Raw genomic sequence first — 15807 nt, forward strand, 5'->3', positions numbered from 1 at the left:
CTGCAATATGTTGACCAAGAAAGAGCAGCGTCTTCGTCGTGCCCGTCAGACCCGCATTCGCATTGCACAGCAAGGCATTGCCCGTCTGTCGGTGAACCGTACGAACCTCCATATTTACGCCACCGTGGTTTCTGGCGACGGCACCCAAGTGCTGGCCAGTGCTTCCACTGCCGAAGCCGAAGTGCGCAGCGCACTGGGCGGCTCTGGCAAGGGTGGCAATGCCACTGCAGCTCAAGTCATCGGCAAGCGTATTGCTGAAAAGGCCAAGGCCGCAGGCGTCGAAAAAGTTGCATTTGATCGCGCAGGGTTTGCCTACCACGGTCGCGTCAAGGCCCTGGCCGACGCAGCCCGTGAAGCAGGTCTGCAGTTCTAAGCGGAACGGAATACAAAATGGCTAAATTTCAACCCCGAGTGCAAGACGAAGGCCGCGACGACGGACTGCGCGAGAAGATGATCGCGGTCAACCGCGTCACCAAAGTGGTCAAGGGCGGTCGTATCCTCGGCTTTGCTGCACTGACTGTGGTGGGTGATGGCGAAGGCCGCGTCGGCATGGGCAAGGGTAAATCCAAAGAAGTGCCAGCTGCAGTGCAGAAGGCCATGGAAGAAGCCCGTCGCAACATGGTCAAGGTGTCGTTGAAGAACGGTACTATTCACCACCAAGTGACAGGTCACCACGGTGCTGCTTCCGTGATGATGGCACCGGCCCCCAAGGGTACCGGTATCATCGCTGGCGGCCCTATGCGCGCTGTGTTTGAAGTGATGGGTATGACCGACATCGTGGCCAAGAGCCACGGTTCGTCCAATCCTTACAACATGGTTCGTGCCACTTTTGATGCGCTCACCAACTCCACCACCCCCGGTGATGTGGCGGCCAAGCGCGGCAAGTCGGTCGAAGACCTCTTCGCCTGACAGGAGCTTTGACGATGTCTACACAACAAACCGTGAAAATCCAGCTGGTTCGCAGCCCGATTGGCACGAAAGAATCCCACCGCGCCACCGTGCGTGGTCTGGGCCTGCGCAAACTCAACAGTGTCAGCGAATTGCAAGACACTCCCGAAGTGCGCGGCATGATCAACAAGATCAGTTATCTGGTCAAAATCGTCTGAAAGGTTGATGATGGAACTCAATAGCATCAAACCCGCAGACGGTGCCAAGCACGCCAAGCGCCGTGTGGGTCGTGGTATCGGCTCTGGTCTGGGCAAAACCGCAGGCCGTGGTCACAAAGGTCAAAAGTCGCGTTCGGGTGGCTACCACAAAGTGGGCTTTGAAGGCGGTCAAATGCCTTTGCAGCGCCGTCTGCCTAAGCGTGGTTTCAAGTCGCTGACATTGCGCTTCAATGCCGAAGTCACACTGACTGACGTGGCCCGTTTGGGTCTGGCAGAAGTCGATCAGCTGGCACTCAAGCAAGCGGGTTTGATCAATGATCTGACCCGTACCGTGAAGGTCATCAAGAGCGGTGCCATTGAAACAGCAGTCAAACTCAGCGGTATCGCTGCGACTGCTGGTGCCAAGGCAGCTATTGAAGCTGCTGGCGGCAGCGTAGCCTGACGCCTTCCTGAAGGAAAAAGCTGTGGCTACTAGCACTGCTTCCGTGGCAAAAACCGGAAAATTCGGCGATTTACGTCGTCGACTGGTTTTTCTCTTGTTGGCGTTGGTGGTGTACCGGATCGGGGCACATATTCCTGTTCCTGGTATTGATCCAGCCCAGCTGCAGCAGCTGTTCAGTAGCCAGCAGGGCGGCATCCTGAACCTGTTTAACATGTTCTCGGGTGGTGCCCTGTCCCGCTTCACGGTGTTTGCACTGGGAATCATGCCGTACATCTCGGCATCGATCATCATGCAGCTGATGACTTATGCTGTGCCCGCTTTCGAACAAATGAAGAAAGAGGGCGAGGCAGGTCGCCGCAAGATCACGCAATACACTCGGTATGGAACTTTGGGTTTGGCCATTTTTCAGTCGCTGGGTATTGCAGTTGCATTGGAAAGCTCGGCTGGTTTGGTTTTGTCCCCCGGTTTTGGCTTCCGCATGACGGCTGTGGTCAGTTTGACCGCTGGTACCATGTTTCTGATGTGGCTGGGTGAGCAAATCACCGAGCGTGGTCTGGGTAATGGCATCTCCATCCTGATCTTTGCGGGTATTGCTGCAGGCTTGCCCAGCTCGATTGGTGGTTTGCTAGAGTTGGTGCGTACTGGTGCCATGAGCATCATCGCTGCCATCATCATTGTGTTGTTGGTGGCGTTTGTCACCTACTTCGTGGTGTTTGTGGAGCGTGGGCAGCGCAAGATTCTGGTGAATTATGCTCGGCGTCAGGTGGGCAACAAGGTGTATGGTGGTCAGTCTTCGCACTTGCCCCTGAAGCTGAATATGGCGGGTGTCATTCCTCCCATCTTTGCTTCTTCCATCATCTTGCTGCCAGCAACGATTGTGAACTGGTTCAGTGCAGGTGAGTCCATGCGCTGGCTCAAGGATATTGCTGGAACGTTGACTCCTGGTCAGCCCATCTATGTGATGTTCTATGCCACAGCCATTGTGTTTTTCTGCTTCTTCTATACGGCACTGGTATTCAACAGTCGCGAAACAGCAGACAACCTCAAGAAAAGCGGCGCATTTATTCCTGGTATTCGGCCTGGTGAACAAACAGCACGTTACATCGACAAGATTCTGCTGCGTCTGACACTGATTGGTGCGGCTTACATCACCTTTGTTTGCTTGTTGCCTGAGTTTCTGATCCTGAAGTACAACGTTCCTTTCTACTTTGGTGGTACGTCGTTGTTGATCATTGTGGTAGTGACTATGGACTTCATGGCCCAAGTACAGAACTACCTGATGTCTCAACAATACGAATCGCTGCTGAAAAAGGCCAACTTCAAAGCAGGTTCAGGTATTTGAGTGATAGGTGAGCACTGGCGCACAGACACAAAGCAACCAGCCGCACTGGATGCGGCAAGGTTCGATGTTAATGTCGATCAAGAAACCGCAACAAATTGCGGAACTACCTTGTGTTTCGTACCAAGCTGGTTTGGAAGCGCGAAAAGTTTTAGGAGAATGAAATGAGAGTTTCTGCTTCGGTCAAGAAAATCTGCCGTAATTGCAAAATCATCCGCCGCAAGGGTGTGGTGCGTGTGATTTGCACTGACATGCGTCACAAGCAGCGTCAGGGTTGATGAGAAAAGTATAGAGGACGCATATGGCACGTATCGCTGGTATCAATATTCCGCCACATCAGCATGCTGAAATTGGCCTGACCGCCATTTATGGCATTGGTCGCACACGCGCACGCAAGATTTGCGAAGCCTGCGACATCGCCTACTCCAAGAAGATCAAAGATCTGACGGACGGCGACCTTGAAAAGATTCGCGACCAGATCGCACAGTTCACCATCGAAGGTGATCTGCGCCGTGAAACGACGATGAACATCAAGCGTCTGATGGACATCGGTTGCTATCGGGGATTCCGCCACCGTCGCGGTCTGCCGATGCGTGGTCAGCGCACACGTACCAATGCCCGTACCCGCAAGGGTCCGCGCAAGGGCGCTGCTGCACTGAAGAAATAAAGAGATTGAAAGATCAATATGGCTAAATCTCCTGCCAACAACGCAGCCCAGCGTGTTCGTAAAAAGGTTCGTAAGAACGTTTCGGACGGCATCGCCCACGTGCACGCGTCGTTCAACAACACCATCATCACGATCACTGATCGCCAAGGTAACGCCCTGTCTTGGGCTTCCTCCGGTGGTCAAGGCTTCAAGGGCTCGCGTAAGTCGACTCCCTTTGCAGCTCAGGTTGCTTCGGAAATGGCTGGTCGCGCTGCTATCGAACAAGGTATCAAAAACCTGGACGTCGAGATCAAAGGCCCCGGCCCTGGTCGTGAGTCTTCGGTGCGCGCTCTGGGCGCCCTGGGCATCCGTATCACGTCTATCTCGGACGTGACGCCAGTGCCGCACAACGGCTGCCGCCCACAAAAGCGTCGTCGTATCTAATTTATTGCAAGCCCACTGCCGCCTGCGCTGCATTGCAGCGTTTCAGGCGGCTCCCGCAATTGATTTGCGGTAGATGACATAAAAGGAAGTTCTCGTGGCACGTTACCTCGGCCCCAAAGCCAAACTCTCCCGCCGTGAAGGCACCGACCTGTTCCTGAAGAGCGCCCGTCGCTCCATCGCGGACAAGGCCAAGTTCGATTCCAAGCCCGGTCAGCACGGCCGCACCTCGGGTGCCCGTACTTCTGACTTCGGTCTGCAACTGCGCGAAAAGCAAAAAGTCAAGCGCATGTACGGCGTGATGGAAAAGCAATTCCGCCGCTACTTTGAAGCTGCTGACAGCCGCAAGGGCAACACAGGTGCCAACCTGTTGGGTCTGTTGGAATCCCGTCTGGACAATGTGGTTTACCGCATGGGTTTCGGCTCCACCCGCGCTGAAGCTCGCCAGTTGGTGTCGCACAAGGCTATCACGGTCAATGGTCAGTCGGTCAACATCCCTTCCTATCTGGTCAAGGCTGGTGATGTAGTGGCAGTGCGTGAAAAGTCGAAGAAGCAAAATCGCATTGTTGAAGCCTTGCAACTGGCCCAGCAAGTGGGTTTCCCTGCTTGGGTAGAAGTGAGTTTGGACAAGGCCGAGGGCGTGTTCAAGAAGGTTCCTGACCGCGATGAATTCGGTGCTGACATCAACGAATCCCTGATCGTTGAGTTGTATTCGCGTTAATCGCCCCGCGACATAGTTGAAAACCGTACCTGAACCGCGAGGCATCGCGGTTTAGGCGCTTCACCAGCCTTACCGGTGTAACGAGCTGGGGGTATTGAGAGGAAGTCTGCATGCAAACCAATTTGCTGAAACCCAAGGCGATCAATGTCGAGCAACTGGGGCACAACCGTGCCAAGGTAGTGCTGGAGCCGTTCGAGCGTGGCTATGGTCACACCCTGGGCAACGCCCTGCGCCGTGTTCTGCTCTCGTCGATGGTGGGTTATGCAGCGACAGAAGTGACCATTGCAGGGGTGCTGCACGAGTACTCGTCGATTGATGGTGTTCAAGAGGATGTGGTCAACATCTTGCTGAACCTCAAGGGCGTGGTCTTTATGCTCCACAACCGCGATGAAGTGACCCTGAGTCTGCGCAAGGATGGTGAAGGCGTGGTGACGGCGCGTGACATTCAGACGCCGCATGACGTGGAAATCATCAACCCTGACCATGTCATTGCCCACCTGTCGCAAGGCGGTAAGCTGGACATGCAGATCAAGGTAGAGAAAGGCCGTGGCTATGTGCCCGGTACTATGCGCCGCTATGCCGATGAGCCTACCAAGACCATTGGCCGCATTGTGCTGGATGCCTCGTTCTCTCCAGTCAAGCGCGTGAGCTACACCGTCGAAAGCGCCCGTGTAGAACAGCGCACGGATCTGGATAAGCTGGTGGTTGAGATTGAAACCAATGGCGCTATCACGGCCGAAGATGCAGTGCGCAAGTCGGCTCGTATCTTGGTGGAGCAATTGGCGGTGTTTGCCCAACTCGACGGTGGCGAGCTGCCTGGTCTGGGCGAAGTCTCTGGTGGTGCGCGCAGCAGTGCCAGCTTCGATCCGATTCTGTTGCGTCCGGTCGATGAGCTTGAACTCACCGTGCGTTCGGCCAACTGCCTCAAGGCTGAGAACATCTACTACATTGGCGACCTGATTCAACGTACCGAGAACGAATTGCTCAAAACGCCCAATTTGGGCCGCAAATCGCTCAACGAGATCAAGGAAGTGCTGGCTTCGCGTGGCCTGACTTTGGGCATGAAGCTGGAAAACTGGCCTCCGGCCGGTTTGGACAAGCGTTAAGCTGTCGCTATAATCTTGTGCCCCTACGCTGGGGCAGTGCCTCGGGCAGTACCTGATACGGCTGCCCGATTTAATTTGTATCAATAAGGAAAAGCACCATGCGCCACGGACACGGCCTTCGCAAACTCAACCGCACCTCTTCGCACCGCCTCGCGATGCTGCGCAACATGATGAATTCGCTCATCGAGCACGAAGCCATCAAGACCACCGTGCCCAAGGCCAAAGAGCTGCGCCGCGTGGTAGAACCCATGATCACTTTGGCCAAGGTAGACACCGTGGCCAACCGCCGTTTGGCTTTTGACCGTCTGCGTGACCGTGACAGCGTGACCAAGCTGTTCAATGTGCTCGGCCCTCGTTTCAACACCCGTCCCGGTGGTTACACCCGTATTTTGAAGATGGGTTTCCGCGTGGGTGACAACGCGCCTATGGCTTTTGTTGAGCTGGTGGAGCGTACAGAAGTAGCTGCCGAACAAAATAATGCTGCTGAAGCCGCATAAGTCGTAAAAATCAGCTTATAATCAATACCGCGCGATGGAGCAGTCTGGTAGCTCGTTGGGCTCATAACCCAAAGGTCGGAGGTTCAAATCCTTCTCGCGCAACCAAATACTGAAAAGCCCACTTTAAAGTGGGCTTTTTTTTGCCTCAAAAATCCCGGCTACCACATTCAAGGTGTTCAAAGCCGCCAACCTATTTTGCGCTATGGTGTAGCTCCCGCAGGAGACCACCTTGAGCACCCACATTCAGCCTGGCTTGATCGCTTTACATGGCAACCGTGCCGAAACTTTGGCAGCCACGGTGTTTGCTTGGTTGCGTCAGCATCCTCTGGCACCGCTGGAAGAGGAGGTGGTGCTGGTGCAGAGCAATGGCATGGCCGAGTGGTTCAAGATGTTGCAGGCCCGTGGTGATGGTGTATGTGCTGCGGCGCGTGTGGAGTTGCCATCACGCTTTTTGTGGCGCACGTATCGCCAAGTGTTGGGTTGGGCGCAGGTGCCGGCCCAATCGCCAATGGACAAAACGCCACTGACTTGGCGTTTGATGCGCCATTTGCCTGCGCTGTTGGATGTGCCTGATTTTCAGCCGGTGGCCCGTTTTCTGCAGTCGGGGGAGCCGGATCGTTTGTTGTCATTGGCCAGTCGATTGGCCGATTTGTTTGATCAGTATCAGGTCTATCGTCCTGATTGGTTGGCTGATTGGAGTGCGGGCCGTGATGTATTGGCAGCTCCGGGGCGGCCAGACGTGGCGCTGCCACCAGACCAATATTGGCAGCCGCTGTTGTGGCGTGCCGTGTTGGACACTCTGGGTGAACGTGAGCGCAGTGCGATTCGTCCCCATATTCATCAGCGGGCTTTGCAGGTGTTGCACCGCGCAGGCGTGCTGGCACAGCCTGTAGCGCGGCGCGTGGTGCTGTTTGGCATGACCCATGTGCCACTGTCGGTGTTACAGGTGTTGGCAGCGTTGGCTGAATACAGCCAGGTGTTGTTGGCGATTCCCAATCCCTGTCGCTTCCATTGGGCAGACATTATTGATGGACGCGAGTTGCTGCGTATGGAGCGCCGACGCCAACCTTTGCGCAGTGGTTGTGACCTGGCGGCCTTGCCACTGGAGCAGATGCACGCCCATGCCCATCCATTGTTGGCCGCTTGGGGTCGCCAAGGACGTGATTTTGTTCGCCAGTTGGATGAGTTTGATGATGCCCAGCAAGCGCAGCAACGATTTTCTTTGCCGCGTGTGGATCTGTTTGATGAGGAGGATGACACCCCCGAAACCCCTTGGCTGACCCAAGTGCAGCACCGCATTCGGGATTTGGTTCCATTGATAGAGCATCCAGCCAGCACGCTGTTGCCTACAGATCGGTCGATTGTGTTTCATGTGGCCCACAGTGCGCTGCGGGAAGTGGAGGTTTTGCACGATCAGTTGTTGCGCTTGTTAGCCCAGTCTTCTGGAGAACAAGCTGCTTTGCAGCCTCGTGATGTGGTGGTGATGGTGCCCAATATTGACACGATGGCACCTGCCATTCGGGCGGTGTTTGGTCAGTATGGGCGCCATGATGCACGCTACATCCCTTTTGATATTACCGACTTGAGTGCGCGGGCCAAGAGTTCGTTGGTCACGGCGCTGGAGTGGTTGTTGCGGCTGCCGCAGCAACGTTGCCGACTGAGCGAGTTGCGCGATCTGTTGGATATTCCGGCGGTGGCAGCCCGTTTTGGCGTGGCAGAGGATGCTTTGCCACGCCTGACACAGTGGATGAGCGGGGCTGGTATTCGTTGGGGTTTGAATGCCGATCAGCGGGCTGATTTGGGGCTGGATGCTTGTGGCGCACAAAACACGGCCATGTTTGGTTTGCAGCGTATGTTGCTCGGTTATGCCAATGGAAATACCTGTTTTGCCGGTATGGAGCCTTACCCAGAAATCGGTGGGCTAGAGGCAGAACTGGCAGGCGCACTCGCCAGTCTGTTGCACCGGCTGGAGTGGTGGCGAGAACAAGCGCATGTGTCTGGTACTCCAGCACAGTGGGCTGAGCGTTTGCGAATCTTACTGGCAGAGATGGTGCAGGCGGTTGACGATGCAGATCGCGATATGTTGGCGGCCTTGGAAGATGCCTTGGTGCGTTGGCAGGATGCTTGTGTCCAAGCTGGGTTTGCCGAATCGATTCCGTTGTCGGTGGTGCGCAAGGCTTGGTTGGATACTTTGCAGGAGCCCTCGTTGAATGCGCGTTTCAGGGCTGGGGGTGTGACCTTTTGTACCCTGATGCCCATGCGTGCGGTGCCTTTTGAGGTGGTGTGTTTGTTGGGCATGAACGATGGTGACTATCCACGCCGCGTGCCTCGGAGTGATTTCGATTTGATGGCTTTGCCTCGTCAGCACCGTCCGGGAGATCGTTCACGCCAAAGTGATGACCGACAGTTGATGTTGGAGGCGTTGTTGTCGGCACGGCGGATGTTGTACATCAGTTGGAGCGGGCGTAGCGTGCGCGACCACAGTGAGCAGCCTCCCTCGGTATTGGTATCCCAGTTGCGCGACTATTTGGCAGCGGGCTGGGGCAACGAGGCTTTGGCCCAGCGCACGACTGAACATCCATTGCAGCCTTTCAGTCGCCGTTATTTTGAGGGAAAGCCAGATTTGTGGACTTATGCCCGAGAGTGGCGTGCTGCACATGCCTCCCCAGAGTCTGTGGTGCCTGCCGCGGCAACTGGGGCTTGGGTGCCCGATGTGCAGGTGCCATTGACAGTGATGAAGTTGGCCGCTTTTTTACGCCATCCCGTGAAGACGTTTTTTCGCGAACGCTTAGGGGTGGTGTGGGATGCTTGGGACGAAGAGTTGGCCGACGAGGAGTCTTTTGGCTTGGATGGTTTGCAAGAGTACGGCGTGGTGCGCACCCTGATGGAGGAGGTGTTGCTGGCACTGGCACCGCAGTTAGGAGGGGGGGCAGCACCAGACACATCGCCTGACGAGGTTGGTCGGTTGGTGACGATGCATGTACAACGTTTGCGGGCTGCGGGGCAGTTGCCTCTGGGTGGTTTTGCAGACCGAACGCAAGCCCAACTGACTGAGGCGCTTTTGCCTTTATTGCATGCTTGGCAAGTGGCACAAGCGCAATACCCGCAAGCTGCCGAGCGGGTGCCGCTGCGTTGTGTTGCCCAAACAGAGCTGGCTGTTGCTCTGGTGCTTGAGGATTGGCTCGAATCGTTGCGTCGAGGGGCAGAGGGGGGCGTGGTATGGCTGGAGCTGACGCCATCGCGTTTATTACAACCGGGACGTGACCCTAAGGTGCGTACCGACAGATTGTTGCAGCCCTGGGTGCGCAGTCTGGCTGCGGCAGCCAGTGGTGTGCCTGTGGAGGGCTTGTTGGTGGGCCGCGATGCGACCTTGCATTTGCCTGCGGTGCAGCCGCAGGAGGCCCAGGAAGTCTTACAGCGTTTGCTGCAACTTTGGCATGATGGTATGCAGGAGCCATTGCCACTGGCGCTGCATACCGCACTGGCGCATGCAGAGGGAGGGGAGCCTGCGCTGGCCTACGATGGTGATTTTCAGCGTGATGGCGATGTGGCCGAGCCTTGTCTGGCGCGTTGTTTCCCAGACTTTGAGGCGCTCAGTGCTGATGGCCGTTTTTCCTTATTGGCGCAGCAGTTGTGTGCCCCTTTGCTGGCTTGGTCGCGCACCGTGAAGATCACGCGCCATGCCAGCTCTGAGATGGCAGGAGTGGCAGCATGAGCATTGCTTTGCATCCTATTGATTTTCCGCTGTGGGGCAGTCGGTTGATGGAGGCCAGTGCAGGCACTGGCAAAACCTGGACTATTGCGGCTTTGTATTTGCGCTTGATCTTGGGCCACGGTGGTGAGAACAGCTTTGTACGGCCTTTGCGACCTGCAGATATTTTGGTCATGACATTTACCCGTGCGGCCACACGGGAGTTGTCTGACCGTATCCGCTCCCGTTTGTTGGAGGCTGCACGGTGTTTTCGGGACGAAATACCGGTGGCCGAAGGTGACCATTTTCTGACCGAGTTGCTGGCTGCTTACCCAGAAGGCCCAGACCGTACCAGTGCCGCTTGGCGTTTGGCGGTGGCCGCCGAGGGCATGGACGATGCGGCCATACACACCATTGATGCTTGGTGCCAGCGCATGTTGCGTGAGCACGCTTTTGACAGTGGTTGCCCGTTTGATGAAGAGTTGGCCGCCGATGAGCGTGCTATCCAAACCGCTGCGGCTCAGGATTACTGGCGTCAGAACTGTTATCCCTTGCGGGGGGAGTTGCTGGACACGGTTTTGCAGGTGTGGGGCCAGGTGGCGACGTTGGTGCAAGACATGCGCAGCCTGAGCGGACAGATTTTGCCCGCCGGGGTTGGTGCAGGCACGCTGGCTGATTGTGTACAACGCACCTTGGCCGAGCGCCACCGCGCGATGGTGGCACTCAAAGCGGGGTGGGCTGAGCGTGCGCAGGCCATGCAGCAATGGCTTGATGATCAGACTGCGCCCAAAACCTGTGATTGGGACAAACGCAAGTTGGCTACGCGCCACTACAGTGGCTGGTTGGGCACAGTGAGCGCCTGGGCGCAGAGTCCAGCCAGCGATGGGTTGGATTTGACAGCATCTGCCTGGCACCGGCTCAGCCCTGAGGGCTTGTGGGAGGCCCGCAAGTCTGACGCGCCATCTGTGGTGTTACCGGGGTATTTTCAGGCGTGGGCAGACTTGAAGGCGGCTTTGGAGGCATTGCCTTCGGTGGCCGTGGCTATGCGCTTGCACGCCAGTGCCCAAGTGCAAGCCCGGATGGCGCAGCTGAAGCAACAGGCTGCCAGTTTTGGTTTTGCTGACATGCTGCAACGCCTGAATCAGGCTCTGGCAGGGGCCAATGGTGAACGCCTGCGCGAGCGTATCGTGGCGCAATATCCAGTGGCGTTGTTGGATGAGTTTCAGGATACTTCGCCACAGCAATACCAATTGTTTGTGCAGATCTACAGTCCAGCAGACAATGATCCCCGCTCTGCGCTGCTGTTGATTGGTGACCCCAAACAATCGATCTATGGCTTTCGGGGGGCTGATATTTATAGTTACCTGGCGGCACGCCAAGCCACGCAGGGGCGGCATTACATGCTGGGCACCAACCACCGCTCTAGTGACTCTTTGGTGGCAACCGTTAACCATCTGTTTGCTTGGGCGGAGCAGCGCCCTGGGGCCGGTGCTTTTTTGTTTCGCCGGGCGGTATCGCAAGACAATCCATTGCCATTTGTGCCAGTGCAGGCCAAGGGGCGTATGGAGCAGTTTCAGGACGCACAAGGCACGGTGCCCGCAGTGGCATTGCACTACGACTTAGAGTTGCGTAAGGCACAGCAACATCGGCGTTTGTTTGCTGCTTTGTGTGCCGAGCGCATTGTCACTTGGCTCAATGATGCGCAGGCTGGTTTTGCCATACCGGGGCAGCCCTTGCAACGGCTGCGGCCAGCCGATATTGCGGTGTTGGTACGCACCGGCACCGAGGCTGAAGCAGTACGCCGCGAGCTGGGCCGACGGGGTGTTGCCTCGGTCTATCTGTCCGATAAGGATTCGGTGTTTGACAGCAATGAAGCGCGTGATTTGCTGCATTGGTTGCAGGCGGTATCGGCACCGTTGGATGTGCGTCGTTTGCGTGCAGGGTTGGCTACGTGCACTATTGGCCTGTCGCTGGCAGAGTTGCTGCAGCTGGCGAGCAACGATGAGGTGCTAGACCAACGCACCGAGCAACTGCGCGGCCTGCAAGCCACTTGGCAAACCCAAGGGGTGTTGACCATGCTGCACCAGACTTTGCACCAATTGGATTTGCCCGCCCGTTGGCTGACGGAGGTAGGCGGCGAGCGCCGCCTGACCAACTTTTTGCATCTGGCCGAGTTGTTACAGGCTGCCAGTGCTGAATTGGATGGGGAGCAGGCATTGATTCGTTGGCTGGGGCAGCAACTGGAGGCTGAACGCAGTAGCAGCGATGAGCAGATTGTGCGTTTGGAGAGCGATGCCGATTTGGTCAAGGTGGTGACGATTCACAAAAGCAAGGGACTGGAATATCCGGTGGTGTGCCTGCCTTTTGCCAATAGCTTTCGTCCAGTGGAGCGGCGCAGTACGTCGTTTCTGCAACTGACGGACGAGAGTACAGGGGCGCGTACCTTGCACTTGGCACTGAGCGATACCGCCATCGCACAGGCTGACCGTGAACGTTTGCGCGAAGATATGCGCTTGTTGTATGTGGCCCTGACGCGTGCGCGCCATGCGCTGTGGTTAGGATTTGCGACCACCAAGGCGCGCAACAGCGAGCAATGCGTAGCGCACCAAAGTGCGTTAGGCACTTTGTTGGGAGGTAACCAGGCCCGTGATGCTGCCGATTGGCGTGCGCCACTGGAGGCGTTGGCGCAAGGGCAGGCCGGTATAGCCTTGCATGCGGTGGCTGGTGGGGATGTGCGTGGCACAGTGCCTTGTACGAGGCTCATGGTGCGCACCAATTTGGCACCGTTGCACGAGCAAGGGGTTTACACGGCCCATTTTGACCGGCGCTGGAATGTGGGCAGTTTTTCGCAATTGGTGCGTGGTGCGGCTGGTCTTGTGCCCTTGGGGGCAGTGGTGCCGTTGCCGCGCCCGGCAGATGATGAGCAACCGCTGCCCACCGCCGAAATAGAGGGTGGGGCCGTGCGTGTGTTGGTTCCGGCCGCGGGTGATGCACCCGTTTGGCACCAGTTCAAGCGTGGCCCAGTCGTGGGCAACTTTTTGCATGAGCAATTGGAGTGGTTGGCGCGCGAAGGTTTTGCCTTGGATGGAGAGTCTGCACTGGCTGATCGTCTGCGCCAGCGTTGCGTGCGGGCGGGTTATGCAGAGGAGGCAGAGGCCGTAGTGCAGTGGCTCAGTGCTGTGGTCAGCACGCCGCTGCCGGGCGTGGGCGTGTCGTTGCAGGCATTGGAGCACGCTTTGCCGGAGATGGAGTTTTGGTTGCCCACGAGCCAGTTGCCGGCTGTGCAGGTGGATGCTTTGTGCCAGCAGTATGTGCTGGTGGGGCAGGCGCGTGCGCGATTGCCAGAGCGCACTCTGCATGGCATGTTGATGGGTTTTGCCGATTTGGTATTTGAACAGGGAGGGCGCTATTGGGTGCTCGATTACAAATCCAACTACCTTGGCCCAGATGCAACGTTCTACCATGCAGCGGCGCTCGATGGTGCCATGCTCACCCACCGCTATGACGTGCAGGCCGCCCTGTATCTGCTGGCATTGCACCGCCTGCTGCGTCAGCGGTTGGGGGGGCAGTATGTGCCAGAGCAGCATTTGGGCGGGGGCTTGTACCTGTTCTTGCGTGGTATTGACGGGCCACAGGCTGGTGTGGTCATGGTGGAGGCCAATCTGGCCTTGGTAGAGGCACTGGATGCTTTGCTGGGCGAGCCGTCCCTTTCTGTGTGAGTACCCTGGCGTTGGAGCAGCCTGTCATGTCCTTTTCTGTTGAGTTGCCTGTAGATACCGCCCCTGCCTTGGTGCCTGCCACTGTGGCAGACACGCTGCAAACCCTGCGCCAGTGGAGCGAAGTGGGTTGGCTGCGCCGTCTGGACAGCGCCCTGGCCGTTTGGGTGGCCGATCTGGACGCCCAAGCTGAACCGGCCTTGTTGGTGGCTACGGCCTTGCTCACGCACTTGGAAGGCCGGGGGCATACCTGCCTGCCATTGGCACCGTTGTTACAACGTCCAGCGGCTGTGCTGGGGTGGTCTGCCGATGCCCTGAGTGCGCTGGAACTGCTTTGGGCAGTCTTGCCTTCCACGTTGTCTGGCTGGCGTGCCGCTTTGCTCAACAGCCCCGTGGTGTATGACGCTGCTGGACTAGGCCAAGATACCGGTCAGCCGCTGGTGCTCAGTGGTGCAGTGGAGGCGCCCCGACTGTATTTGCGCCGTTATTGGACTTATGAACAGGCAGTGGCGCAGCAGATTGCGGAACGGACGGCAGTTCCTGTGCCGGTAGAGCCTGCTATGGTGCGGGGCTGGCTAGATCGTCTATTTGGGGCCACTTCGGTGGGCGAGGCCACCTTCGGTTGGCAAAAATTGGCTTGCGCCATGGCGTTGCGGGGGCGGCTGTCGGTGATTACGGGGGGGCCAGGTACAGGCAAAACCTATACCGCAGCCCGATTGCTGGCGCTGCTGTTTGCAGTGGATGAGCACCCCGAGCGTTTACGGGTGGCGTTGGCTGCCCCAACGGGTAAGGCAGCTGCACGACTCAAACAGTCCATTGATGCGGCTTTGGCTGGGTTGCACGAACGCTTGGGCGCTACTCTCAATTTGCCTATGCTCACCCAGCGCATGGGGCCAGCCCGTACTTTGCATGCCTTGCTGGGGGCGCGGCCCGATACGCGCCAATTTCAGTACCACGCGGGCCGTTTGTTGGATGTGGATGTGCTGATCGTTGATGAGGCATCTATGGTGCATCTGGAGATGATGGCGGCCTTGCTGGCGGCCTTGCCTGCTTCGGCACGTGTGATTTTTCTGGGAGACAAAGACCAACTGGCCTCGGTGGAGGCAGGGGCCGTGCTGGGTGATTTGTGCCGCGACGCCCAAGCCGGGCGCTATAGCGCAGAGACGGCGGATTATGCGCAGGCTGCTACAGGGCAGTCGTTGCCCGTGGAGTATCTGGTGCCATCGGGCAGCGCAGCGCCCCCTTTAGCGCAGCATACGGTGATGCTGCGCGAGAGTCGCCGCTTTGTTGGCCCGATTGGTCAATTGGCTTTGGCCGTAAACACGGGTGAGGTGGCCGCCGCACGGCGTTTATTAGCCCACGGTACTGCGCAGGTGCTGTGGCGGTTGGATGCCAGCGATGCGGGTGCAATATTGCCGTTGGCAGTGCAGGGGCGTCCAGGCGCTTTGGCCTGTTATCGGTGTTATCTGGAACAGTTGGCGCAGCGCCCTGTAGGAGGGAGTGTGCCTGAGCAGGAAGATTGGGTGCGGCGTGTGCTGGCCGAGTTCGAACGCTTTCGTTTGTTGTGTGCTGTACGCGAAGGAGATTGGGGAGCCATCGGTCTGAACCGGGCCGTAGAGCGGGCTTTGCAGCGTGCAGGGCTGTTGCATCCCCGTGGCGAGTGGTATCTTGGCCGTCCAGTTATGGTTACACGCAACGACCCTGTGTTGGGGGTGTTCAACGGTGATATTGGTATCACATTGCCCGCTATTCAGGAGACTGGGCGGGCTGCAGGCAGCTTGCGTGTGTATTTTGCTGATGGCCCCCAGTTGCGCTCGGTGGGTGTGAGCCGTTTGGCCCATGTGGAAACGGCCTTTGCCATGACTGTTCACAAAAGCCAAGGCTCGGAGTTTGAGCACACGGTGCTGGTCTTGCCCCCGCAAGCGGGGCCGGTGCTGAGCCGAGAGTTGGTTTATACCGGTATCACCCGCGCTCGTCTGGCCTTCACCTTGGTGTCGGCCCAGCCGGGGCTGTTGACAGCCGCCATGCAGCAGCGCACGCAACGCGCCAGCGGCTTGCAAGACTTGTTGCAGCACGGGTGGGCTGCCTAAAGTGCTGTGGCT

The 15807-nt window shown here is 57.5% G+C and carries 14 protein-coding genes and 1 tRNA gene; all 15 read left to right on the forward strand.

The genetic code is table 11. From position 1 onward, the window contains the following. The first annotated feature begins 7 nt into the window (after nt 1-7). Nucleotides 8-373 carry a 50S ribosomal protein L18 gene (gene rplR / locus ACYVB2_RS10990; RefSeq protein WP_382432864.1) on the forward strand — a complete coding sequence of 122 codons (366 nt, stop codon included), beginning with the start codon at nt 8-10 and terminating at the stop codon, nt 371-373. Nucleotides 374-390: 17 nt separating this feature from the next. Next, nucleotides 391-909, forward strand: coding sequence for a 30S ribosomal protein S5 (rpsE, locus tag ACYVB2_RS10995; protein WP_382432866.1), 519 nt, complete (start codon nt 391-393; stop codon nt 907-909). 14 nt (nt 910-923) lie between these two features. Next, a complete protein-coding gene (rpmD, locus tag ACYVB2_RS11000; protein WP_091457148.1) occupies nt 924-1106 on the forward strand; it encodes a 50S ribosomal protein L30 in 183 nt (60 codons plus the stop codon). Nucleotides 1107-1116: 10 nt separating this feature from the next. Further along, the gene (rplO, locus tag ACYVB2_RS11005) at nt 1117-1548 is read left to right on the forward strand and encodes a 50S ribosomal protein L15 (RefSeq protein WP_382433075.1); all 432 of its coding nucleotides are present in this window, start codon (nt 1117-1119) and stop codon (nt 1546-1548) included. 22 nt (nt 1549-1570) lie between these two features. Then, entirely contained in the window at nt 1571-2890 is a 1320-nt protein-coding gene (secY, locus tag ACYVB2_RS11010; protein WP_382432868.1) for a preprotein translocase subunit SecY, read from the forward strand. A 161-nt stretch (nt 2891-3051) separates the two neighbouring features. After that, a complete protein-coding gene (gene rpmJ, locus ACYVB2_RS11015; protein WP_011793797.1) occupies nt 3052-3165 on the forward strand; it encodes a 50S ribosomal protein L36 in 114 nt (37 codons plus the stop codon). Between the two features lie 23 nt (nt 3166-3188). After that, nucleotides 3189-3554: a 30S ribosomal protein S13 gene (rpsM, locus tag ACYVB2_RS11020; RefSeq protein ID WP_091457140.1), complete on the forward strand. Its 366-nt coding sequence runs from the start codon at nt 3189-3191 to the stop codon at nt 3552-3554. Nucleotides 3555-3572: 18 nt separating this feature from the next. Continuing rightward, nucleotides 3573-3977, forward strand: a complete 405-nt coding sequence (gene rpsK / locus ACYVB2_RS11025) for a 30S ribosomal protein S11 (protein ID WP_382432872.1) — start codon at nt 3573-3575, stop codon at nt 3975-3977. A gap of 94 nt (nt 3978-4071) precedes the next feature. Then, nucleotides 4072-4695, forward strand: coding sequence for a 30S ribosomal protein S4 (gene rpsD, locus ACYVB2_RS11030; protein WP_382432874.1), 624 nt, complete (start codon nt 4072-4074; stop codon nt 4693-4695). Nucleotides 4696-4805: 110 nt separating this feature from the next. Beyond that, nucleotides 4806-5801, forward strand: coding sequence for a DNA-directed RNA polymerase subunit alpha (locus tag ACYVB2_RS11035; RefSeq protein WP_382432876.1), 996 nt, complete (start codon nt 4806-4808; stop codon nt 5799-5801). Between the two features lie 98 nt (nt 5802-5899). Then, entirely contained in the window at nt 5900-6298 is a 399-nt protein-coding gene (gene rplQ, locus ACYVB2_RS11040; RefSeq protein WP_382432878.1) for a 50S ribosomal protein L17, read from the forward strand. Nucleotides 6299-6326: 28 nt separating this feature from the next. Further along, nucleotides 6327-6403, forward strand: a tRNA-Met gene (locus ACYVB2_RS11045). A 124-nt stretch (nt 6404-6527) separates the two neighbouring features. Then, entirely contained in the window at nt 6528-10013 is a 3486-nt protein-coding gene (recC, locus tag ACYVB2_RS11050) for an exodeoxyribonuclease V subunit gamma (RefSeq protein WP_382432880.1), read from the forward strand. After that, nucleotides 10010-13708: an exodeoxyribonuclease V subunit beta gene (recB, locus tag ACYVB2_RS11055; RefSeq protein WP_382432882.1), complete on the forward strand. Its 3699-nt coding sequence runs from the start codon at nt 10010-10012 to the stop codon at nt 13706-13708. Before recC ends, recB begins: the two co-directional genes overlap by 4 nt. Before the next feature lie 26 nt (nt 13709-13734). Next, nucleotides 13735-15795, forward strand: a complete 2061-nt coding sequence (recD, locus tag ACYVB2_RS11060) for an exodeoxyribonuclease V subunit alpha (RefSeq protein ID WP_382432884.1) — start codon at nt 13735-13737, stop codon at nt 15793-15795. Nucleotides 15796-15807 lie beyond the last annotated feature (12 nt).

The organism is Giesbergeria giesbergeri, assembly GCF_054779375.1.

Excerpts from the sequence above, each read along its gene's own strand:
- rplR (WP_382432864.1), top strand. The coding sequence starts at position 8 with ATGTTGACCAAGAAAGAGCAGCGTCTTCGTCGTGCCCGTCAGACCCGC.
- rpsE (WP_382432866.1), top strand. The coding sequence starts at position 391 with ATGGCTAAATTTCAACCCCGAGTGCAAGACGAAGGCCGCGACGACGGA.
- rpmD (WP_091457148.1), top strand. The coding sequence starts at position 924 with ATGTCTACACAACAAACCGTGAAAATCCAGCTGGTTCGCAGCCCGATT.
- rplO (WP_382433075.1), top strand. The coding sequence starts at position 1,117 with ATGGAACTCAATAGCATCAAACCCGCAGACGGTGCCAAGCACGCCAAG.
- rpmJ (WP_011793797.1), top strand. The coding sequence starts at position 3,052 with ATGAGAGTTTCTGCTTCGGTCAAGAAAATCTGCCGTAATTGCAAAATC.
- rpsM (WP_091457140.1), top strand. The coding sequence starts at position 3,189 with ATGGCACGTATCGCTGGTATCAATATTCCGCCACATCAGCATGCTGAA.
- rpsK (WP_382432872.1), top strand. The coding sequence starts at position 3,573 with ATGGCTAAATCTCCTGCCAACAACGCAGCCCAGCGTGTTCGTAAAAAG.
- ACYVB2_RS11035 (WP_382432876.1), top strand. The coding sequence starts at position 4,806 with ATGCAAACCAATTTGCTGAAACCCAAGGCGATCAATGTCGAGCAACTG.
- rplQ (WP_382432878.1), top strand. The coding sequence starts at position 5,900 with ATGCGCCACGGACACGGCCTTCGCAAACTCAACCGCACCTCTTCGCAC.
- recB (WP_382432882.1), top strand. The coding sequence starts at position 10,010 with ATGAGCATTGCTTTGCATCCTATTGATTTTCCGCTGTGGGGCAGTCGG.
- recD (WP_382432884.1), top strand. The coding sequence starts at position 13,735 with ATGTCCTTTTCTGTTGAGTTGCCTGTAGATACCGCCCCTGCCTTGGTG.